Here is a 20,024-nt window from a genome sequence, read left to right on the forward strand (position 1 = left end):
AAGCAATGGCGCGGCCTCGCCACCCGCTACGACAAGCTCGCTCTGACCTACCGCGGCGGAGTCGTCCTCCGCGCCATCACCATCTGGCTCAAGGAATTAGGAGACATGCCCTAGGGCCGTTACGGAGCAGCCGATGCTGCCAGGAGGGCGTGGACCCTGGCGAGGCGGGCCAGCCACCAGTCGCGGCGTTCCGCTGAAGCCCCAAACTGCTCCAGCAGCCCGGCGTCGGCGGCGACGTCGCGGAGGCGGATGGCGCCGTCGTCGGCCACTAACGGATCCAGCGTGATATCCGAGGTGAACAGCGACACCGTCCCCAGGCCGCACGCGTACGGCAACTCGGGCAGGGCAGCCGCCAAGGCCAGCCCGGCGCGGATGCCCACGGAGGTGTCCAGCGCCGAACTGACGACGGCGGGGAGCCCGGCCTGCGCTACGATGTCCAGCGCGCGCCGCACTCCCCCGAGCGGCGCGACCTTAACAACCAGCAAGTCCGCGGCGCCGGCCCGCGCCACACGAAGAGGATCGGATTCCTTACGCACGCTTTCGTCGGCGGCGATCAGCACCGGCGTTCCGGCGGCGCGCAGCTGCCGCCGCACCTCGGCGAGCCCCTCGATGGTGGGCACCGGCTGCTCGGCATATTCAAGTCCGACGGCGGCGAGCCGGGTGAGTGCCGGTACCGCGGTGGGCACGTCCCAACCGCCGTTGGCGTCGACGCGGATGGCGGCGTCCGGCAGGGCGGCACGGACGGCGGCAACCCGGGCGGCGTCGTCGTCGAGCGTCTGCCCACGTTCGGCCACCTTGATCTTGACGGCGTCCACCCGGCCGAACCGGGCCAGGACTTCCGGAACCCGGTCCGCGGGGACGGCAGGCACAGTGGCGTTGACAGGAATCACCGAACGGACGGGTGACGGGAAGCCGTGCCAACCGGCCTCGATGGTGGCGGCGAGCCAGCGCGAGGCTTCGGCGTCGGCGTATTCGGGGAACGGGCAGAACTCGCCCCAGCCGAGCGGGCCGCGCAGCAGCAGGGTTTCGCGTTCCATAATGCCGCGGAACTTCACCCGCATGGGCAGGCTGACTACATGCGCCGTGGCGAGCAGTTCGTCCAAGGCGGGAAAGGTGGCGGGCATGGATTCACTGTACAAGTGCGGAAAGGTCCGCGTTGGATCTGGAAGCGTTCGCTTGGTCCGCTGTTTACGCGTTGGGTTGCTGCCTAGGCTGAAGCTCAACGCAGACTCCCGGAAAGTGGGTATGGTCGTGGCTGAAGGAACCAAGGCTGATCCTTGGGAGCTGGTGACGGCTCAGGCATGGTGGGGCCAACTGTTCAGCCCAGCCACCGCAGCGGGCTTCCCTCAGCTGAAAATGATCAACTGGTTCGAATGGGACAAGAACTAAGCTGAGGTCCAGGGCAGGGTCGACTGGACGGTAACCAACACCCCGGAAATCCGGACGCGTTCACCGCGGCGATGCCGGACTGGCTGCGGTACGGACCGGACACATCCTGCGACCCAAAGCCCTGACCGCAGCCCAAAGGTTGCAACCGGACCCTGGCCACTTGCTGCCTCACCCGGAGTGCAGGTATTTCTGCAAAAGAAAGGTGGTCTGCCGGGCGCAGCGTATGATCTGCCGAAGGCGGTCCGCTGCCAGCCGGGGCAGGACCCGGGCCGGCTCAGCGTCGACGCTCTCTTGACGAAGGGACCGTTCCAGGTCCATGGCAAGTTTAGCCAGGCGTTCCGCGCCTACCATCTGACTGGAAGTCTTGAGGCTGAGGACCGCATCCATCGCACCGTTCAGGTCACCGGTGCTGAGGGTCAGTCGCACCTTTTCAGTCCTGTGGGGCAGATGCTCGATGAAGTTCTGAAGGAACACCTTCCACACGCCGTCATCGTCATCGAGCTCGGTGCGCAGCCTGTCCAGCACTGCCGGATCAAGGAGGGGCAGGGCGTTGGCGTCGTCCTGCGCCATGAGTGTCCTTCCGTCAGACGGGGCTACCACTTCACTCCTTGAAATGCGTGGCTGGGGTTCCCCCGGGCATATCCTCAAGGAGGGATTCCGCGAGCACCCGAACCTTGACATTCCGGTGGCTGGAGGCGTTGGCGAGAATTTTGAAGGCTTCCTCATAAGTGCACCGGTTCTGCCCCATGATCACCCCGCACGCGACATCGATCGAGGTCCGGCCCTGCATTGCCGTGCGCAGATGACAGGCCGCGGCCATGGCTTCCCTGATTTCTGATGCCATGAGGTAGCTGCGGGCTGCAACTTTACTGAAGGCCACGACGTCGGCAAGTACAGCAGGAGTGAAGGCGTTGGTTTTGTCTGTCAGAAGCGTCAACGCTGCGGAGCATCCTGGTTCCAGCGGAAGTGGCACAGACACCACCGACCGGTAGCTGGCATCCCGGAGCGGACGCCAGAACCCGGGCCATCGAGGATCCCGGCAAAAGTCGTTGACGATGATGGCCAACCGCCCAGACAACGCCTGCGACACCGGACCGTCACCATTGCCCTGGTCCCACCTGGCCAGGCCGATGGCACGCTCACTGTTACCTGATGTGAGCGGTGTCTGGCCGCGCCGGGCCAGAGTCACGGCGCCCTCCAGAGCATGTCCGGTACGCTCGGCGAGAGCTGAAACTGCAGCCAGAGCGAGTAGGCGTAGGGAATCTTCCTCCCTGTTTGCGCGGAAATCCAACAGAAATCCTGGGGCTCCCGTCTCGTAGACTTTGCTCGCTGGCCCGGCACCTTTTGCCTGCGGGGAGGCGCTGCTGCCGGACTGGCCGAACGACCGTGGCGCGTTTGCGGTGTGCGGGCGCGGCAATGGCCTGCCGGACCGCGGTGCACTGCTGCTTCCCTCACCGGCCCGAAGCTGCTGACGTGCGCGTAGCTCTCGGCTCATGACCTGCCCCCTTCCCCCAAAGTCGACGTGCTAAACCGTCCCCCAGGACCCTCAACTGACGCTATGCGGCAGCGAGAAAGAAAGCATGCGTAGTATGTACTCGTTTTTCGATTCAACGACACTCGGGCGGACGAGCCTTCCAACGCATATACATATGGGTATACAATCGCGGTATGGCACGGGCAGCAACAACGGCAGATGCGTTCAACGCGGTGGCTGAGCCCCGCCGTCGGGAGATCCTGGACGCCCTCACGCAAGGCGAGCGCCCGGTCAACGAGCTGGTGGACCTCCTGGGCCTGGCGCAGCCGCACGTGTCACGGCACTTGCGGGTGCTGCGCGAGGTGGGCGCCGTCGTCGTGCGTGACGAAGGCCGGCGGCGGCTCTACCGGCTCAATCCGCAAGCCCTCAAACCCATCCATGACTGGGTGACCAGCTACCAGCACCTCTGGGAGGAGCGTTTCGATCTCCTGGAGGACGTGCTGGAGGACCTCAAAGAAGAGCACTGAAAAGGAGCAGGACAATGGCACAGGCAAGCAGCAGCACCATGGACGTGACGTTCCCCAGCGACACGGAAATCCTGATCACGCGGACCCTCAACGCACCCCGGCATCTCGTCTACCGGGCCTGGACCACGCCCGACCTCGTCAAGCAATGGTGGCCGGGCCTGCGGGGCGAGATGACCGTGGCGGCCATGGACTTCCGCGTCGGCGGCGCGTGGCGGTACGTGATGCTGGCGCACGGCGAATTTCAGGTCGCCTTCCACGGGACGTACCGCGAGATTGTGCCGAACGAACGGATCGTCCACACGGAGGTGATGGAGATGCCGGGCACCGCGCCGGACAGCGAGGAGGGCGCCGTGCTTAATACGGTCACCTTTGACGAGGCCGACGGCGGCGGCACCACCGTGCGGATCCGCACCGACGCGGGGAGCAAGGAAGTCCGGGACATGATTGCGCAGTCCGGCATGGAAGGCGGCGTGCGCGAGCAGTTCGAGATCATCGAGGAGCTGGCGGCGTCCCTGGCCTGAGGCTCTTCCGGCCCAAGTAACTAGCAATTAACGTCGTCATTCGCGAATGTCACGACGATGCTCCTATAGGCGTCAAATCCTGACTTGGTGAGCATGGCAGCCTGCTAAGAGAACTTGTGGGCCGGGTTTGGCTCACAAGTTTTCCTTGAAGCTGAGTGCGCTTGGTCCACCGGACCGAAGTTGGCTTCGGCGGCACATGATTCATGCGCTGTGTATCGCGCGTTTGCGTGCGTAGGCGCGTGCGGCGCGGACTCGATCGCCACAACGGGTTGAGCACCATTGCCGTCTTGCGTGGGTGCGGAGGAAGAATCGTTCGCACGAGTCCGCTTCACAGGACGCGAGCAGCGATGCTTGGTCGCCGCTTAGCAGCGAGGCAGCATCATCGGCGATGACGGCCATGACGTGCTCGACGACCTGTGTCACGGGATGGTCGGTGCAACGGGTGAACCCTGCCGCCGGGTCGAACCGCAACAGTAGCGCGCCGGGGGAGCACGTCAGCGCACGATTAACAGCATGCACGGCCGCTGTCGTGGGGACGTCTCCGGTGGTGTGCGCAGTGAAGAGATCGCGCAGATCTGCGCGCAGCGCCGCGAGTCTGCCCCGGCAGTGCTCGTGCAGCACAGACTCCGATGCGATGAGATCGCGTGCCATCAGCCAAGCCACCGCAGCCTCGGGGGTGCCCAATTCGTCGTAGCGTCTGCCTCCGGGCAGGTCACTTGCGCTGTTGACCAGCGCGAGGCAGGGATGCTCCTCGGCACCTGGTACGGCTGCTAGCAGTGTCTCCGACATGGTTCTCATGGTATCAGTTTCATTTAAGCGTGAGGCAACTGCTAGGCTCCAATCACGCCAAAAAGCACGTTTTTCCATGAGGAGTTTGTATGCACTTCGGTCGACCATCTGGCACGGCCCCGTTCACGTTGTCCGTGCTTTCCGCGGGCGGCACCGGTGTGGGGATGACTTCTGAGGAGGGGCTCGCGGGCACGATCTCGCTGGCGCGGACTGCGGACCGGCGCGGTTATCACCGGTTCTGGATGTCTGAGCATCATGCGATGGGGGCGACCTCGGTGTCGTCACCTCCGTTGATGGTCGCCCGCCTCATCACTGAGACGACGAGCATCCGCCTTGGTGCCGGAGGGGTGATGCTGCCTAACCACGCACCGTTGCTGATCGCCGAGCAGTTCGGGATGCTGGAGGCTCTCGCCCCGGGCCGGATTGATCTCGGGCTGGGACGCGCCCCTGGCACTGATGGGGCGACTGCTACGGCTCTGCGTCGGGGCGGGGATGCCAACGATGGATTCCCGCAGCAGGTGCGCGAGTTGCTCGGGTTCCTGGGTGACGAGTTCCCTCCCGGACACCCGTACCGGCAGGTCCACGCGGTGCCCGGCCCCTGGCAGGCAATGGAAAACCGGGTGCCTGCGCCCTCGACCGCCCCGGAGGTGTGGGTGCTGGGCTCCTCTCCGTACTCAGCACAGCTGGCCGGGCAGCTCGGCCGGCCGTATTCAGGAGCGGCAGATCCTCGACGCCTACACCAACCGCAGTTTCCATGGCACCGCCGCTACTGTCGCCGACCGTCTCGAAGCCCTGCACGAGCGCACCGGTGTCGATGAGATGATGCTCGTCGTCGGCGGCCACTCGACAACCCTCGACCAGCGCGGGATCACCCTGATCGCCGATCACTACGCACTGCCCCACCTAGGGGCACCGCTTTCGGCCGCCGCGCAGTAGCACCCATGCCAACATGCCACACGTTCACAACCAACCCCATATAAGGAGAACCCCATGACCGCACCGCACCGAGCCCTGATCGTCATCGACGCCCAACAGGAATACTTCAACGGACTGCTCCCGATTCAATACCCGGCCCGCGATGACTCCATCGCCAGCATCCAGACCGCGATCAACACCGCCCAGCAAACCGGAACGCCGGTGGTGCTCGTCCAGCACGAACTCCCGGCAGAAGCCCCGGTGTTCGCATCCGGATCGGCGACCTGGCAGAACCACCCCGAAGTAGCCGCCCACGAGAACGCCGCAGCCAAGCGCATCAGCAAGCAGTTCTCCAGCATCTTCGCAGACACCGACCTCGAAGCCTGGTTGCGTGAACAAGGCATAGACACGATCACTCTCGTTGGGTACATGACAAACAACTGCGTGATCGCCTCCGCCGCGGCCGCCGAGCCTCTCGGATTCGCCGTCGAAGTCCTCTCAGACGCGACCGGAGCAATCGACCTCTCCAACGACGCCGGCACCGCGCCCGCACGCCAGGTCCATCAGACCCTCATGGCGCTGCTGCACTCGAACTGGGCCGCCGTCACCGACACCGAGACCTGGACCGCAGCACTGCGTACGGGCGCGCCGCTGACCAAGAGCGACCTCATCACCTCCGCCGCACAAGGCCGCAGCACACGGTAGAAATCCCAAGTACGACTCCGACCGGTGATGCGCTAGGCGACCCACTGTTGCTCGGTCAGCCATTGGCGATAGGTCGTGGCGAGGGTGTCGTTGCGGAGAAGGCCCCGTTCCAGGAGTGAAATCTTGGAGGGCCATTGGCCAAGTTCGCGGGCAGCGGTCGTGATGGTGCAACCGAGCCTGGCGCGCAGCTTACGAAGATCAGTGTTGTCCGGGGCTGCCTGGGGGTTAGTGATGTGGCGAGAAATTTCCCGGGCTGCGTATCGTTTTGAGACAGCGCATTATCTCCCGTTTGCTCTTGCCCTCCGCGGTGCGTTTGGCCACGTAGTCCTTGGTTCGTTGGCACGAGGCCATGCGGACCAGGACAACCTGATACAGGGCACGGTTGGCGTTGCGGTCACCGCCCCGGCTGAGTCGGTGACGGGTCGTTTTTCCTGACGATGCCGGAATGGGCGCGACCCCGACGAGGGCCGCGAACTGGGGTTCGCTGCCGATCCGTTCCGGGTTGTCTCCGACGGTGACCAGCAGCTGGCTCGCTACTTCCATTCCGACAGCTGGCAGGTCGCAGAGCATCGGGGCATTGGTATCGAGGGTAAGACAGTGCCGCCAGGCACGTCAGTTTTTTGCTGAGTCACGCCGGCTCAAGACCATTTCCTGTATTACCGTTAATTGCCAGCTACTTGGGCCCGCGCACAGTGCCATCACCGGCTGTTGTTACGCTTTGCGGTGTGATTTCCCGAAAGCATGCGTCCTGTATCGAAGTGCCCTCGTGAGCGCCCCGGCACACGGAGTGAACGCCCGGGCGTCTACCGTCCCCCTGTACGCGGCCGGGTTCGTCACGGCGTTCGGCGCCCACAGCATCGCTGCCGGCATGGGGGCGCAGAGCGAGAACATCGGCCTGACGCTGCTCAACCTCGGCATCCTGCTGGCTCTCTATGACGTTTCCGAGGTCTTCCTCAAGCCGGTCTTCGGCGCCCTCAGCGACCGGATCGGAACCAAGCCCGTCATCGTCGGCGGTCTTCTGGCCTTTGCGGTGCTGTCGCTGATCGGCCTCTGGGCGGCGGATCCGCTGATGCTTGGACTGGCGCGGCTGGGGCAGGGTGCTGCGGCTTCGGCCTTTTCGCCGGCGTCGTCCGCGATGGTTGCGCGGCTGGCGGGAGGCAAGAAGGCCGGGACCTACTTCGGCCGGTACGGTTCGTGGAAGAGCCTGGGCTACGTCATCGGCCCGCTGCTGGGCGCGGGCCTGATCCTGGCGGGCGGGTTTGCCCTGCTGTTTGGGGCCCTCTCGGTGCTGGCGGCGGCCACCGCCGCGTGGGTCCTGGTGTCCGTTCCCCGCCTGGCGCCGCTCCCCCGTCAGCGATACACAGTTCTGGACCTTGCCCGCCAGGTCACTGAGCGGCGCTTCCTGGTTCCGACTTTGGTGCTGGCGGCCTCAACGGGAGCACTCGGCGCGGCGATCGGGTTCGTTCCCGCCCTGGCCACGCGGCACGGCCTTGGCCCGGTTGCCGGGACGGCCGCGGTCAGTGTCCTGGCCATCACATCCGTGCTCACCCAGCCCTGGATCGGCAGGCTGCGCGACACTCACCGCATTAGCGATAACCGCGGGACGACGGCGGGACTCCTCCTTACCGCCGCGGGCGTCGCACTCCTGGCGCTCATCCCGGGTCCGGTCACGCTGTTCATTGCCGCGGCAGCCATTGGGGCGGGCGTGGGACTGGCCACACCGCTCGGCTTCGCGCATCTGGCCGACACCACGCCGCCGGAGCGGATGGGCCGGACCATGGGCTCGGCGGAGCTCGGGCGTGAACTCGGCGACGCCGGCGGGCCGCTGCTGGTGGGTGGCATCGCCACCCTCACCGCCCTGCCGTTCGGTCTCGGGGCCCTGGCGCTATTGGTCGCGGCGGCCAGCCTCCCCCGCCTCCCAAACGCTGCGGTTCCCCACGCCCCGCCGGGCCGGGCAGCCGGAACCACCGGGCCTGCCGGGCCCGCAGGCGGAGCCGCTAACCGGAATGCGTAACTTTTGGCGCACGCACGGACGCATTTCCCTGGGTTGGCGCGGGCCCGCCCTCGGCGCACGCCCAAAAGTTACGCAATTCGGTCAGCTCGGGCCACGAGGTAACCGTGCGAGCCCTCACAGTTTTCTGTGACACCCTTAACCGATGACCATTCCACGCCAGGCACAACCGCGGACCCCTACCCGCCCCACCCCGGGCTCCGGCTTTATGTTCGCGTTCGCCTGGCTCGCCTGCGTTGTCGGTCTGACCGCCACCTACTACTACTTCGTCCAGACCACCACGGGCCAGTTCATCGATGAATCCGCGCTGGTTGAAGCCGTGGACATCCACGGGCCCGCGGGCAAGGCAGCCACTGAGTTCCTGGACTGGCTGCCCACCATCTCACTGGTGGTGGCCGCCGTCGTGGTCCTGTTTGTCACAGTGATCCGACGGCGGTGGTCTGCTGCAGGGATTGCAGTCACCGCGTGCATCGGGGCCAATATCGCCACCCAGGTCCTGAAGGAAATGCTGCCCGCGCGCCCGGACAAGGGTGTGGTGACGCTGGAGCTGAACTCGCTGCCGTCCGGCCACACCACCCTTGCGGCGTCCGCTGCGGCGGCGGTGTTCCTGATGGCCTCGCCGCGCTGGCGCCCGCTGGCCGGTTTCGTGGGCGGCACGTTCGCGATCGCCTCCGGGGTGTCCACGCTGATCAACCAGTGGCACCGCCCGGCCGACGTCGTCGCAGCCTTCCTCCTGGTGGGCGCCTTTATGATCCCCGCCGGCTGGCTGATCATGCGGAATGGCGCCGCGTGGAACGTGTGGGACGGCTTCGGCAGGCATGTGGGCTCGGCGAAAATCTGGCTCACGCTGCCGGTGGTGATCGGGCTCGCGTCGGCGGGGGTGGCGGTGTATTCGCTGGCCAAGATCGCCCCGGGCCCGCTCCAGGAGGGCAGCACCACCAACTACTTCTGGGCCGGGATCTCGCTCATCGTGATCGCCGGGTACCTGGCCACCACGGCCACCACGTCGCTGTTCGCATACGCCGCACGACGGCGGGACGCGCCGAGGCGCTGAACCCACCGCCGCCCGTTCTAACTCTCAATGTGACTCGCATTAGCATCGTTATTCGCGGAACGGCAATCCGATTAACCTGACCCATCAGCGCATGCCGTGAGCCATGGGTCTCCGACGTTCCGCGCTCGACGAAGCCTGCCCGCAGGCAGTGGCAGGATGGGTCCATGAGTATCGCCAAGTCCATTTTGCTGTTCGTCCTGGCCGCGGCCGCCGAGATCGGCGGCGCCTGGCTGGTGTGGCAGGCGGTCCGCGAGGGCCGGGCGTGGTGGTGGGCAGGCTTGGGAATCATTGCCCTGGGGATCTACGGCTTCGCGGCCACCCTGCAGCCTGACGCCCACTTCGGGCGCATCCTCGCCGCCTACGGCGGCGTTTTCGTGGCCGGCTCCCTGGCTTGGGGCATGGCCTTCGACGGGTTCCGGCCGGACCGCTGGGACCTCGTCGGATCCGCGATCTGCCTACTCGGCGTTGCTGTTATCATGTTCGCCCCACGCGACGCCGGCTAGGAACCACCGATGTACACGGATGGCTGAATACAGGCTTTGATGTACCTTAGGTTCATGGAAACCGTCACCCATGCCCCGGTGCTTGCGCGCTTCGGGTACGCGGTCTCAGATCCGACCCGTGCGCGGATCCTGCTGGCCCTTGCCGATGCCCCCTCGTATCCCTCGGACCTGGCGGAGTCGCTGGGCGTGTCCCGGCAGAGCATGTCCAACCATCTGACCTGCCTGCGCGGCTGCGGCCTGGTGGTTGCCGTACCGGACGGGCGCCGCAGCCGGTATGAGCTCGCCGACGCCCGTCTCGGCCATGCGATCAGGGATCTGCTGGCCGTGGTCTTGGCCGTGGACCCAGAATGCTGCGCGGCCGACGGGACCTGCCTGACATGACCGCGATTATGCAGAGTGCGCCTTCCGCTTCCCGCCGGGCCGTACTGGCCCGGCGCATCCGCCTGTTCGCCGCGGCCACCATCACCTACAACGTGATCGAGGCCGCCGCGGCACTTTGGGCCGGGGGCGAGGCCGATTCATCCGCGCTGATCGGCTTCGGGCTGGATTCGGTGATCGAAGTTGCGTCCGCTCTGGCCCTGTCATGGCAATTCTCCGCGAAGGACCCCGAACGGCGTGAGCAGCTGACCCTGCGGATCATTGCCGTATCCTTCTTTGCCCTGGCCGCTTTTGTCGCCGTGGATGCGGTCCGCTCGCTGTTCGGCGCCGGCGAGCCCCGGCATTCCCCCATCGGTATTGTCATCGCGGCCGTGAGTCTGGCGATCATGCCGGTACTGTCCTGGCTGCAGCGCAGGGCCGGGCGGGAACTAGGTTCACGAACAGCGGTGGCCGACTCAAAACAGACCCTGCTGTGCACGTACCTCTCAGCGGTCCTGCTGGCCGGCCTGCTGCTGAACAGCACCATGGGCTGGTGGTGGGCCGACGCCGGCGCCGCCCTCGTGATTGCAGCAATCGCAGTGCGCGAAGGCATCAACGCCTGGCGCGGCGAGGCCTGCTGCACAGTCCCCCACGCCGCCGAGTCTGACGAATGGAAAGCGGACGATTGCTGCGCCGCCCCCGCGTCCGCGCCGTCACCGGGCACTGGCGTGGACTTTGAACTTCTCAGCATCCCCGGCTGCCCGAACACCGCGGCCGCCAGGGACGTTTTTGCCAGGGCTCTGGCACTGGAAGGAATCTCAGAAACAGTGCATCTCAGGGAGGTCTCTTCCGACGCTGAGGCCGAAGCCCTCGGTTTCCGCGGCTCCCCGACCTTCAGGGCAGCGGGCCGGGACCTGTTTCCGGGCAACGGCACACCCGCGCTCTCCTGCCGCCTCTACCGTTCCGGGCCCACCCTTTCGGGCGTTCCGCCACTGGAAGAGCTTCACGCGGCCCTGCGCTCCACGCTGGCCGCTGACTCCTGAAGCTCTCGATGAGATGGGTCCGGGGCGGACAGGATCGCAGCAGTAAAGCGGCAGAGATGAGGTGCCCGGTTCCGTATCGTCCACGTTGCCGTTAAGACCGCGTCAATATTCGGTGCCTGCGCATTAAGGATTCGTCAGGAACGCGTTTGCCTCCAGTTTCCCGGGGGTTGACTGGGATCAGCCCCCGGCGGCGTTAAGGATGCGTTAAGATCCCGGGTTTGCCCGCTAACGGCCCTAGGCGCGGTGCTAGGCTCCGTTGGTTATGCACCCCAATCCCGCCGGCGCGGGGTATAGAAAGTTACCCGTTGACTGCACCCACCCGCTTCTCCATTCCCGCCAGCGTGCCCAATCCGGAACGCGACGAGGGACCCGGAAACGGGCTCACCCGGTGGCTGCTGGAACACACGGTCCACCAGCCGGTGGGCCCGGAAACTGCTGAGGACCACGCACCCACCCAGAGCTGGTGGAAGGTCATGTGCCTCACCGGGGTGGACTACTTTTCCACCCTCTCCTACTTGCCCGGCATCGCCGCCCTCGCCGCCGGGGCGCTCTCCCCGCTGGCCACCCTGCTGATAGTCGGCCTCACCCTGCTGGGCATGCTGCCGATGTACCGGAGGGTCGCCCACGAAAGCCCGCACGGACAGGGATCGGTGGCCATGCTGGAAAAGCTCCTGCCGTTCTGGCGCGGGAAAATCTTTGTGCTCATCCTGCTCGGATTCGTAGCCACCTCCTGGATCATCACCATCACCCTCTCCGCGGCCGACGCCACCGTCCACATGCTCGAGAACCCCTACTTGCCGCCCTTCCTGGACGGCCAGGCAGTCGCCATCACCGTGGTGCTCCTGCTCATTCTCGGCGGGGTGTTCCTGCTCGGATTCTCCGAAGCGGTCGCCGTCGCCATCCCCCTGGTGGGCATCTTCCTCGTGCTCAACGCGGTGATCATCGGAACGGGAATTTACGACGCCGTCACACAGCCGGGTGCCATGGCTGACTGGACCGCGGCGCTCACGTCCGCCGGAACCGGCTTTGGCGACATCGCCGGACCTGCCCTGCTCGCCTTCCCGCTGCTGGTCTTGGGCCTGTCCGGCTTCGAGACCGGCGTCAGCATGATGCCACTGGTCGCGGCCAACGGCGCCACAGCTGAGGAACGCCTGGCCGCCCGCGTCCGGAACACCCGAAAGCTCCTCACCACGGCCGCCCTGATCATGAGCGTTTACCTCCTGGGCAGCAGCTTCGTGACGACGGTGCTGATCCCTGCAGAGGCCTTCCAGGCAGGTGGCGAGGCCAACGGCCGTGCCCTGGCCTATCTGGCCCATGAGCTGCTGGGCAACGGCTTCGGCTCCGTCTACGACGTCAGCAGCATCCTGATCCTGTGGTTCGCTGGTGCGTCCGCCATGGCAGGGCTGATCAACATCGTTCCCCGCTACCTTCCGTCCTACGGGATGGCCCCGGACTGGTCCCGGGCCGTGCGCCCGGTCGTTCTGGTGTACACCGCCATCAGCATCCTGATCACCATCGGTTTCAACGCCGACGTCAACGCCCAGGCCGGCGCGTACGCCACCGGCATCCTGGCCATGATGGTTTCCGGCGCCGTCGCGGTCAGCATCTCCGCCGCCCGCAGCAAGAGGCTGGGCGCCGCCGTCGGCTTCACCATCCTGACCCTGATCCTGTTGTACGCGCTGGGGGCCAACGTCATCGCCAAGCCGGACGGCATCGCAATCTCCGGCTTCTTCATCCTGGGCATCATCGTCGTGTCGCTCGTCTCCCGGGTCAGCCGCACCACCGAACTCCGGGTCCACAAGATCGAGTTCGACGACGAAGCCCGCAACTTCATCACCCACACGCTCGACTTTGACGGGCGGATAAACCTGATCGCGAACCGCCCGCAGGCCCGCGACGCCGCAGAATACCGCGAGAAGGAAGCCCAGCAGCGGGAGAACAACCCTGTGCCCGGAACCGCCGATGTGATCTTCCTGGAGATCGAAGTCACCGATCCCTCGGGCTTCAGCGATGTCCTCGAGGTGCGCGGCATCGAAGTGGGCGGACACCGCGTCCTCCGCGCCGAAAGCCCGGCCGCTCCCAACGCCATCGCCGCCATCCTGCTGGCCCTCCGCGACGCCACCGGCGTCCGGCCCCACGCCTACTTTGAATGGGCAGAAGGCAATCCCCTGGCGCACCTCATGCGTTACCTGCTGCTGGGACGCGGAGACACCGCCCCCGTGGTCCGCGAGATCATCAGGGAAAACGAGCCCGATCCTGCCCGCCGCCCCGGCATCCACGTGGGCTGACGGGCAGTCCAATGACCGCACGCGGCGCCGTCCCCGGCGCGAAGGGACCTGCCCTACGGGTGAAGGGACTCGGCCCCGGCCCTGCCCGATGGAAGGGCAAAGCCGTCAAAGCCGGCAAGGAGAATGCTGTCCGGCGGGCCCTCTCGCACCCGGTCCGTTCGGTACCTCTGGCCTTCCTGGCAGTCATCATCCTGGGAGCATCCCTGCTGATGCTGCCCGCCGCCCGGACCGGCAGCGACCCCGGAACCGACCCCCTGATGGCCGCGCTCTTCACCTCCGTCTCAGCCGTCTGCGTCACGGGGCTGATCACCGTCGACACGGCCACGTACTGGACGCCGTTCGGGCAGACCGTGATCCTCGGACTGATCCAGGTAGGCGGGTTCGGCATCATGACGCTAGCCACGCTCCTGGCCCTGCTGGTCCGGAAAAGCATCGGCCTGCGCGGCCAACTGGTGGCGCAATCCGAAACGCACACGCTCAACCTGGGCGACGTCCGCGCCGTGCTGCTCCGCGTGGCGAAGCTTATGGTCGGCATAGAGGCAGCCACCGCCGCGGTCCTGACCGGACGTTTCTGGCTGGCCTACGACCAGAACCCGGCCACGGCGCTGTGGCACGGTGTATTCCACGCCATCTCGTCGTTCAACAACGCCGGCTTCGCGCTGTACAGCGACAACCTCATCGGCTTCGCGGAGGACCCCTGGGTCATCGTCCCCATCTGCCTGGCGATCATCGGAGGCGGCCTCGGGTTCCCGGTCATCATCCAACTGCTCCGGGGAAACGTCAAAGCCGGCAACTGGAGCGTCCATCTCCGCCTGACGATCTACGGCACGCTGGCGCTGCTGGCCCTGGGTACCACGCTTTTCGCGGCCTTCGAATGGAACAGGGACGAAACACTCGGCGGACTGTCCCTGACCGGCAAACTGCTGGGCTCCCTGGCCGGTGGCGTCTTCCCCCGCACTGCCGGCTTCAACAGCATCGACTACGGCGTAGCGTCACCGGAAACGCTCATGGTCACCAACATCCTGATGTTCATCGGCGGCGGCAGCGCCGGCACCGCCGGCGGCATCAAGATCACCACGTTCCTGGTACTGGGTTTCTCCATTTGGAACGAGATCCGCGGCCGCGACGTGGTGACCATCGCCCACCGCTCCATCAGCGCTTCCTCCCAGCGCCAGGCCCTGTCCGTGGCGCTGCTGGGTGTGGCCGCGGTGGTGGGCGGCACCTTGGCGCTGCTGATGCTGACCGACTACAGCCTGGAAAAAGTACTGTTCGAATCCATCTCCGCGTTCGCCACCGTGGGGATGAGCACCGGCATCACCTACAACCTCCCGCCGTCGGCCGAATGGGTGCTCATAGCACTGATGTTCCTCGGCAGAATCGGTACCGTGACGGTCGCATCCGCGCTGGCCCTGTCCTCCCGGCCCCGCCGCTACAGCCTGCCGGAGGAGCGCCCCATCATCGGCTAGCACAACCCGCCCTTCGCCGGACGCAGCGGAAACGTACGACGACGGGACGCGCCAACGCGCTGAGCCCGCCGCCGTCGTCAGCACCGTTACAGGCGCCTAGGCGTCATCCTTGCCGATGTTCTGAGTCACTACCGGCTCGCCTTCGGCCCTGTTCGTCCGCCGGTTGATCAACCAGGTAACAAACCAGAGCACCACCCCTATCGCCATCAGTCCCCCGGCGATCTGGTACTGGATGACGTTGCGGCCCACCCACGGCCCGGCGAGGAATGCACACAACAGGGCGGCGAGCAGCGGCAGCTGCCCCGGCGATGTGAAGAACACCCTGCGGGTGAGGTCCCTCTTCCGGCGAAGCACCAGGCAGGCCACGTTCACAACGGTGAAGACGCACAGCAGCAGGAACGCCGTGGTCCCGGAGAGGTTGGCCACGATGTTGCTCTTGGTGTCGCTGGTGACGTACCAGATCAGTCCCAGCGCGAGGACGGTGGAGAACAGGATCCCGGCCCACGGGGTGCGGCGGCCCGGCAGGACCTTGCCCAACGCAGGCGGCAGGACGTTCTGGCGTGCCATGCCGTAAATCAGCCGGCTCGCCATCAGCATATTGATCAGCGCGGTATTGGCAACAGCGAAGACGGCGAGGAACGGGAAGACCCTGTCTATGGGGAAGTCCGGCGAGCCCTTGTGCACCACCTCCAGCAGCGCGGCGCCCTCTGCCTCGCGGATGTTCTCCAGCTCGGTGGGCGACAGCACGCTGACCACGGAGACGGCCACCAGCATGTAGAGGAGCACCGCGATGCCGAGGCCGGTCAGCATGCTTCGTGGGAAGATCCGTTCGGGGTTCTTGGTCTCCTCCACCATGTTCACCGAGTCCTCAAAACCCACCATGGCGAAGAAGGCAATGGACGTCGCTGCGGTAACCGCCAGGAACAGGCCCTTGTCCTGGTAGTCGTTGAAGACGAAGATTTCTCCGGCGTTCCCGGTGCCCTGCGTCATGACGTAGAAACCGACGCCGATCACGATGCAGAGGGCGATCATCTCCACCAGTGTGAGCACCACGTTGAACTTCACGCTCTCCCCCACGCCGCGCAGGTTGATTGCGGCCAGCAGGACCATAAATCCCATCGCGACGGCGGTGATTACGCCCTGCGCAGGCACATCCATCCAGCCGTTGATTTCCAGGCCGCCGAAGAAGTTCTGCGCGAGGACGTTCGCGGACGTGGAGGCGCTGGTGATGCCGGAGCAGACCACGGCGAATGCCACCAGGAACGTGACGAAGTGGATGCCGAACGCCTTGTGGGTGTAGAGCGCCGCCCCTGCCGCCTGCGGGTACTGCGTGACCAGCTCGAGATAGGAGAAGGCGGTCAGCGTCGCGACGACGAACGCGAGCAGGAACGGCAGCCAGACGATGCCGCCCACTGTCCCTGCCATGGTTCCGGTGACTGCGTACACTCCGGCGCCGAGGATGTCGCCGACGATGAACAGCAGGAGGAGCTTGGGGCCCAGGACCCGCTTGAGCTCGTGTGTCTCTGCCTCCGGAGTTGCCGGAAACAGGTCATCTGAAGTGGTGCTCATCGCCCTGACCTCCACACTCAATACGTCAAACGTGGCCTACTTTAGGGTGATCCTTGCGCGTCACTTTGGCAACAGGTCCAGCCGGGTCTTCTTGGCAGCGAGATGGCATTTCACGGCAGTGTTAGAGCCTGGCCCTGACCTGCGAAAACACAAGAAACCTTGACGCAATCTTGAGGAATTCGCGGGCTTAAGTTGCGCCTGGTCGTGAAAAGTGGTTTTTGCCAGCCCACGTGAGCCTGGCATTCACGGTCGGCCCACTGGGGGGCGGCTGGCCCACCTGGGGTGGGCAAGGTCGAAAAGGATTCTTCTCATGGGCATCAGCATGAAAACCACTTCCGGCAAGATTCTTGGTTCCGTCGCACTGGTGGGCACTGCCGCCGCAGTCGCAGGCATGGGCACCTACGGTGCATTCACGGGAACCACAACACGGGTCGACGAGCAGGTCACTGCCGGCACCGTCGATATCGACCTGACCGATCCGGGGACCCTGAGTGTCGCCGTCACCGGCCTCCTGCCCGGTGACTCCGTCGAAAAGTTCGCCACACTGAAGAACACTGGCAACTCCAGCCTGAACACCGTGACGCTCACCACAGCGCCCACCGTCGCCTCAAAGCTCACCGCCGAGGCAACTAACGGCCTGCAGTTGACCATCGAGTCCTGCACCGTCGCCTGGACAGTCGTGGCTGCCGCGGAAGACACTTGCGCAGGGATCAAGTCCACCATTCTGGCTAAGAGCGCGATCATCGGCACGGGAACGGCACTCACCGGCCTGTCATCCACTACGGCTGGAGCTGAGGACAAGCTCAAGATCACCACTTCCCTGCCCTCTACGGCAGACGACACCTTCCAAGGCCTGACCAGCACCATCGGCTTCACGTTCGACGCGACGCAGCGCACTGGCCAAGTCAAGTAGCCGTCAGGCCTGAGTCTTGGCGGAGTTACGAACCCCGCACCGATAGCCAGAAGCACCACCGGACCCTCCTCAAGGCTGGAAAGCGATGAGCGCAGTAACTGAAATTCCGACAGCGGCAGGCAGCGCCGCCCAGGTAACTGAGCTGTCCCAGCGCCCCCGCACCTCCCGCGGCGGCGCTGGGACCTTCATCCCTGCACGGGCCGCGTCGCGCTTCAAAACCGGCATTCGCCGCGGGGTCAACGTCCTCACCACGACAATGGTCGTCGTCGCGGTGTCCGCGTTCCTTTTCCTCGCTATTGGTCCCCGGGTCCTCGGTTATCAGACGTCCACGATGCTCACCGGCTCGATGTCCCCCCTGATCAACGCCGGCGACGTTGTGGTCACGGCCCCCACCCCAGTCGGTGACATCGTGGTGGGCGACATCATCACCTACCTCATTCCCGTCGAGGACCACCGGGTGGAAACCCACCGCGTCACCCAGATACTCACAAATGCGGACGGGACGACGGCTGTGCGGACCAAAGGTGACGCCAACAACGGCGTGGATCCTTGGACCGCAACCCTCAAGGGAGCGACCGTTGACCGGCACGTCCTGACGGTCCCCTACATGGGTCAAGTCATTCGCACTTTGCGCCAGCCGGTTGTCCTGAACACCTTCATGTACGGCGCACCGGCCGTGCTGGTGATCGGGTTGCTGGCGTCCATCTGGCGCAAGGACCCGGAACCAGCAGTCCGTGAGTAGCCGCACATCGGAAGCCGGCAGGGTGGTGCGTGCCATCGGCGTGACGCTCGTCGTCGTTCTGGGCCTGACCCTCGCCCCCGCAGCAAGCGCCTCCTTTAGGTCCGCCAGCCAAGCGTCAACAGGCTTTTCTACGGCCACCCTGAACACCCCGACGACTTCCTCGATTTCGCTGAATGCCAGCTGCAGCCAGAGCAAGAAGACCCTCACTGTCACGTTGGCCGCCACGGGCTCGCTGCCGTACGCGAACGCACTACGGATCTCGGCGGACGCCGGTGGAACCGCGTCCTCGAAGGATCAAGCGCTGACATACAACGGAGATCAAGTATTTACGGCAAACTCGGGCGGCCAGACAGTCGTGTTCAAGCTCGAGATCCGAGCAATCTACAAAGTAGACGCCGCCCACGCTTGGACCAGTCCGCCGCTGCTTCGCACGTATACCTGCTTCTGATCAGCCCGCCTTCAGCTAAGATTGCCGCAACCGCGGAAGCACCACGGCGAACACGCCGGCCGCCGCAAACCCCAGGAGACCGGTAGCCGAGACCCCAGCGCCGAGGGTGGCCAGCGCCGTCACTCCGGAGAGCAGGACGGGCCCGCCGGTGGATCCTGCGTCGGCGATGAACCGCCACAGCCCCAGGAACTGGCCGCGGCCGCGGTCGGGCGAGAAGTCGGCGCCGAGCGTCATGATTAGCCCGGAGCTGATGCCGTTGCCGAAGCCAATAAGCAGTGACGCTAGCAGCAGCCCGGCATACGAAGCAGTGAGCGGAATCAGCAGCATCGCGATGCCCATGATGATGGTGGACGGGATGGCCACGAACAGCCGGCCGCGGCGGTCCATTACCTTGCCGGCCGGGTAAAACACCAGCATGTCGATTGCCCCGGACAGCCCGTAAATCACCGATGCCTGCGCCGCATCCATGCCCAGGTGGTCCGCCCACAGCGGGATGACCACCTGACGGGACGCGCGCAGCGCGCTGAGCAGCAGGACCCCCGCACCCAGCGTCAGGAACACGCCGGCATGCGAAACCGCCACATTCCGCAGCGTCGGCTCCGGACCCTTGTGTCCGCCGTCGGGCGCTGGCGGGACCACCAGATCCGGGATGGTGACCGCCAAAACGGCGGCCGCAGCCATGCCCACCACCCCCACCCAGTACGCTCCGGCGATCCCGGCGAACTGCATCACGCCGGCACCAATGAACGGCCCGATGAAGATGCCGATCCTGCTGACCCCGCCCAGCGTCGACAGCGCGCGCGCCCGGAACCGGACGGGCACCGCCTCGGTGAGGTACTTCTGCCGCGCCAGGCTGAAGACGCTCGCGGCCATCCCGACGACGGCCATCGCCACCGCGAGCAGCCACAGTCCGTTGGGAATCATGGATGACATGGCTGCGGCCGCGAGCGCCAGGGCGCCCACCGCGGCCGCGCCGACGATGGACCAGCGTTCACCGAACTTGAGCGTGATGAGGGACGCGGGAAGGTTGAAAAACCACGAGCCGAGCCCGATCAGCGTGACGATCAGTGCGGACACCGCTACCGACGCGCCGAGGTCGCGGGCGGAGAGGACCACCACCGGGAGGACCGCGCCTTCGCCGATGCAGAACAGCAGCGCCGGCCCGAACGCGGGTATGGCAATGCTTCGGAAATTGAACGGCTGTGGGGTTCCGGGCGAAGTCATCAGATTTATCTTATGCCCGCCGGAAATTCGCCGGCTTTCAGGGGGTCACAAGCGGCCCCGCGAGGACTAACGTTTGCCTTGTGGGG

The 20,024-nt window shown here is 65.6% G+C and carries 20 protein-coding genes and 3 pseudogenes; 16 read left to right on the forward strand and 7 right to left on the reverse strand.

The window, feature by feature from the left end; genetic code table 11:
• A pseudogene (locus tag ACZYZ4_RS17860) lies at window positions 1-114 on the forward strand (IS5/IS1182 family transposase); the annotation flags it as partial.
• A 5-nt stretch (window positions 115-119) separates the two neighbouring features.
• Here the strand turns inward: ACZYZ4_RS17860 and ACZYZ4_RS17865 are convergent.
• Window positions 120-1,124: an o-succinylbenzoate synthase gene (locus ACZYZ4_RS17865; RefSeq protein WP_463863054.1), complete on the reverse strand. Its 1,005-nt coding sequence runs from the start codon at window positions 1,122-1,124 to the stop codon at window positions 120-122.
• Window positions 1,125-1,251: 127 nt separating this feature from the next.
• Between ACZYZ4_RS17865 and ACZYZ4_RS17870 the strand changes: the two genes are divergently transcribed.
• Window positions 1,252-1,389: a hypothetical protein gene (locus tag ACZYZ4_RS17870; protein ID WP_463863055.1), complete on the forward strand. Its 138-nt coding sequence runs from the start codon at window positions 1,252-1,254 to the stop codon at window positions 1,387-1,389.
• A 168-nt stretch (window positions 1,390-1,557) separates the two neighbouring features.
• On the opposite strand, the gene ACZYZ4_RS17875 is transcribed toward ACZYZ4_RS17870, so the two are convergent.
• Together ACZYZ4_RS17875 and ACZYZ4_RS17880 are read right to left on the reverse strand one after the other, a co-directional pair.
• A complete protein-coding gene (locus ACZYZ4_RS17875) occupies window positions 1,558-1,959 on the reverse strand; it encodes an Hpt domain-containing protein (RefSeq protein ID WP_463863056.1) in 402 nt (133 codons plus the stop codon).
• A 31-nt stretch (window positions 1,960-1,990) separates the two neighbouring features.
• Window positions 1,991-2,578, reverse strand: a complete 588-nt coding sequence (locus tag ACZYZ4_RS17880; RefSeq protein WP_463863057.1) for a GAF and ANTAR domain-containing protein — start codon at window positions 2,576-2,578, stop codon at window positions 1,991-1,993.
• Between the two features lie 479 nt (window positions 2,579-3,057).
• Between ACZYZ4_RS17880 and ACZYZ4_RS17885 the strand changes: the two genes are divergently transcribed.
• A complete protein-coding gene (locus ACZYZ4_RS17885) occupies window positions 3,058-3,390 on the forward strand; it encodes an ArsR/SmtB family transcription factor (protein ID WP_463863058.1) in 333 nt (110 codons plus the stop codon).
• A gap of 14 nt (window positions 3,391-3,404) precedes the next feature.
• Entirely contained in the window at window positions 3,405-3,911 is a 507-nt protein-coding gene (locus tag ACZYZ4_RS17890; protein ID WP_463863060.1) for an SRPBCC family protein, read from the forward strand.
• A 201-nt stretch (window positions 3,912-4,112) separates the two neighbouring features.
• On the opposite strand, the gene ACZYZ4_RS17895 is transcribed toward ACZYZ4_RS17890, so the two are convergent.
• Window positions 4,113-4,700, reverse strand: a complete 588-nt coding sequence (locus ACZYZ4_RS17895; protein WP_463863062.1) for a CGNR zinc finger domain-containing protein — start codon at window positions 4,698-4,700, stop codon at window positions 4,113-4,115.
• A gap of 164 nt (window positions 4,701-4,864) precedes the next feature.
• On the opposite strand from ACZYZ4_RS17895, the gene ACZYZ4_RS17900 reads away from it, so the two are divergent.
• Together ACZYZ4_RS17900 and ACZYZ4_RS17905 are read left to right on the forward strand one after the other, a co-directional pair.
• Entirely contained in the window at window positions 4,865-5,518 is a 654-nt protein-coding gene (locus tag ACZYZ4_RS17900) for an MsnO8 family LLM class oxidoreductase (protein ID WP_463863064.1), read from the forward strand.
• 172 nt (window positions 5,519-5,690) lie between these two features.
• A complete protein-coding gene (locus tag ACZYZ4_RS17905) occupies window positions 5,691-6,320 on the forward strand; it encodes a cysteine hydrolase family protein (RefSeq protein ID WP_463863066.1) in 630 nt (209 codons plus the stop codon).
• 32 nt (window positions 6,321-6,352) lie between these two features.
• Here ACZYZ4_RS17905 and ACZYZ4_RS17910 read toward each other — a convergent pair.
• Window positions 6,353-6,896, reverse strand: a pseudogene (locus tag ACZYZ4_RS17910) (transposase); the annotation flags it as partial.
• 190 nt (window positions 6,897-7,086) lie between these two features.
• Here ACZYZ4_RS17910 and ACZYZ4_RS17915 point away from each other — a divergent pair.
• The 7 genes and pseudogenes from ACZYZ4_RS17915 to ACZYZ4_RS17945 all read left to right on the forward strand — a co-directional run bounded on the left by ACZYZ4_RS17915 (window position 7,087) and on the right by ACZYZ4_RS17945 (window position 15,042).
• Window positions 7,087-8,334 carry an MFS transporter gene (locus ACZYZ4_RS17915; protein WP_463863068.1) on the forward strand — a complete coding sequence of 416 codons (1,248 nt, stop codon included), beginning with the start codon at window positions 7,087-7,089 and terminating at the stop codon, window positions 8,332-8,334.
• A gap of 142 nt (window positions 8,335-8,476) precedes the next feature.
• Window positions 8,477-9,385 carry a phosphatase PAP2 family protein gene (locus ACZYZ4_RS17920; protein ID WP_463863070.1) on the forward strand — a complete coding sequence of 303 codons (909 nt, stop codon included), beginning with the start codon at window positions 8,477-8,479 and terminating at the stop codon, window positions 9,383-9,385.
• 164 nt (window positions 9,386-9,549) lie between these two features.
• Entirely contained in the window at window positions 9,550-9,888 is a 339-nt protein-coding gene (locus tag ACZYZ4_RS17925) for a YnfA family protein (protein ID WP_463863072.1), read from the forward strand.
• Between the two features lie 54 nt (window positions 9,889-9,942).
• Complete coding sequence (locus ACZYZ4_RS17930) at window positions 9,943-10,269, forward strand: ArsR/SmtB family transcription factor (RefSeq protein ID WP_463863074.1); 327 nt, start codon at window positions 9,943-9,945, stop codon at window positions 10,267-10,269.
• Window positions 10,266-10,940 (forward strand): annotated as a pseudogene (locus tag ACZYZ4_RS17935) (cation diffusion facilitator family transporter); the annotation flags it as partial. The gene ACZYZ4_RS17930 and the pseudogene ACZYZ4_RS17935, both read left to right, overlap by 4 nt.
• 653 nt (window positions 10,941-11,593) lie before the next feature.
• Window positions 11,594-13,576: an APC family permease gene (locus ACZYZ4_RS17940; protein WP_463863076.1), complete on the forward strand. Its 1,983-nt coding sequence runs from the start codon at window positions 11,594-11,596 to the stop codon at window positions 13,574-13,576.
• A gap of 11 nt (window positions 13,577-13,587) precedes the next feature.
• Window positions 13,588-15,042, forward strand: a complete 1,455-nt coding sequence (locus ACZYZ4_RS17945; protein WP_463863077.1) for a TrkH family potassium uptake protein — start codon at window positions 13,588-13,590, stop codon at window positions 15,040-15,042.
• 96 nt (window positions 15,043-15,138) lie between these two features.
• On the opposite strand, the gene ACZYZ4_RS17950 is transcribed toward ACZYZ4_RS17945, so the two are convergent.
• The gene (locus ACZYZ4_RS17950; protein WP_463863079.1) at window positions 15,139-16,611 is read right to left on the reverse strand and encodes an APC family permease; all 1,473 of its coding nucleotides are present in this window, start codon (window positions 16,609-16,611) and stop codon (window positions 15,139-15,141) included.
• Between the two features lie 310 nt (window positions 16,612-16,921).
• Between ACZYZ4_RS17950 and ACZYZ4_RS17955 the strand changes: the two genes are divergently transcribed.
• The 3 genes from ACZYZ4_RS17955 (at window position 16,922) to ACZYZ4_RS17965 (ending at window position 18,714) form a co-directional block, all read left to right on the forward strand.
• Window positions 16,922-17,524 carry a TasA family protein gene (locus ACZYZ4_RS17955; RefSeq protein ID WP_463863081.1) on the forward strand — a complete coding sequence of 201 codons (603 nt, stop codon included), beginning with the start codon at window positions 16,922-16,924 and terminating at the stop codon, window positions 17,522-17,524.
• An 85-nt stretch (window positions 17,525-17,609) separates the two neighbouring features.
• Window positions 17,610-18,266: a signal peptidase I gene (locus ACZYZ4_RS17960; RefSeq protein ID WP_463863083.1), complete on the forward strand. Its 657-nt coding sequence runs from the start codon at window positions 17,610-17,612 to the stop codon at window positions 18,264-18,266.
• Window positions 18,259-18,714, forward strand: coding sequence for a hypothetical protein (locus ACZYZ4_RS17965; protein ID WP_463863085.1), 456 nt, complete (start codon window positions 18,259-18,261; stop codon window positions 18,712-18,714). Before ACZYZ4_RS17960 ends, ACZYZ4_RS17965 begins: the two co-directional genes overlap by 8 nt.
• 15 nt (window positions 18,715-18,729) lie before the next feature.
• Here the strand turns inward: ACZYZ4_RS17965 and ACZYZ4_RS17970 are convergent, their stop codons facing one another.
• Complete coding sequence (locus ACZYZ4_RS17970) at window positions 18,730-19,938, reverse strand: MFS transporter (RefSeq protein WP_463863087.1); 1,209 nt, start codon at window positions 19,936-19,938, stop codon at window positions 18,730-18,732.
• Window positions 19,939-20,024: the final 86 nt, after the last annotated feature.

This window comes from Pseudarthrobacter adonitolis (genome assembly GCF_055412845.1).

Excerpts from the sequence above, each read along its gene's own strand:
- ACZYZ4_RS17865 (WP_463863054.1), bottom strand. The coding sequence starts at position 1,124 with ATGCCCGCCACCTTTCCCGCCTTGGACGAACTGCTCGCCACGGCGCAT.
- ACZYZ4_RS17875 (WP_463863056.1), bottom strand. The coding sequence starts at position 1,959 with ATGGCGCAGGACGACGCCAACGCCCTGCCCCTCCTTGATCCGGCAGTG.
- ACZYZ4_RS17885 (WP_463863058.1), top strand. The coding sequence starts at position 3,058 with ATGGCACGGGCAGCAACAACGGCAGATGCGTTCAACGCGGTGGCTGAG.
- ACZYZ4_RS17890 (WP_463863060.1), top strand. The coding sequence starts at position 3,405 with ATGGCACAGGCAAGCAGCAGCACCATGGACGTGACGTTCCCCAGCGAC.
- ACZYZ4_RS17895 (WP_463863062.1), bottom strand. The coding sequence starts at position 4,700 with ATGTCGGAGACACTGCTAGCAGCCGTACCAGGTGCCGAGGAGCATCCC.
- ACZYZ4_RS17900 (WP_463863064.1), top strand. The coding sequence starts at position 4,865 with ATGACTTCTGAGGAGGGGCTCGCGGGCACGATCTCGCTGGCGCGGACT.
- ACZYZ4_RS17905 (WP_463863066.1), top strand. The coding sequence starts at position 5,691 with ATGACCGCACCGCACCGAGCCCTGATCGTCATCGACGCCCAACAGGAA.
- ACZYZ4_RS17920 (WP_463863070.1), top strand. The coding sequence starts at position 8,477 with ATGACCATTCCACGCCAGGCACAACCGCGGACCCCTACCCGCCCCACC.
- ACZYZ4_RS17925 (WP_463863072.1), top strand. The coding sequence starts at position 9,550 with ATGAGTATCGCCAAGTCCATTTTGCTGTTCGTCCTGGCCGCGGCCGCC.
- ACZYZ4_RS17930 (WP_463863074.1), top strand. The coding sequence starts at position 9,943 with ATGGAAACCGTCACCCATGCCCCGGTGCTTGCGCGCTTCGGGTACGCG.
- ACZYZ4_RS17945 (WP_463863077.1), top strand. The coding sequence starts at position 13,588 with ATGACCGCACGCGGCGCCGTCCCCGGCGCGAAGGGACCTGCCCTACGG.
- ACZYZ4_RS17950 (WP_463863079.1), bottom strand. The coding sequence starts at position 16,611 with ATGAGCACCACTTCAGATGACCTGTTTCCGGCAACTCCGGAGGCAGAG.
- ACZYZ4_RS17955 (WP_463863081.1), top strand. The coding sequence starts at position 16,922 with ATGGGCATCAGCATGAAAACCACTTCCGGCAAGATTCTTGGTTCCGTC.
- ACZYZ4_RS17960 (WP_463863083.1), top strand. The coding sequence starts at position 17,610 with ATGAGCGCAGTAACTGAAATTCCGACAGCGGCAGGCAGCGCCGCCCAG.
- ACZYZ4_RS17970 (WP_463863087.1), bottom strand. The coding sequence starts at position 19,938 with ATGACTTCGCCCGGAACCCCACAGCCGTTCAATTTCCGAAGCATTGCC.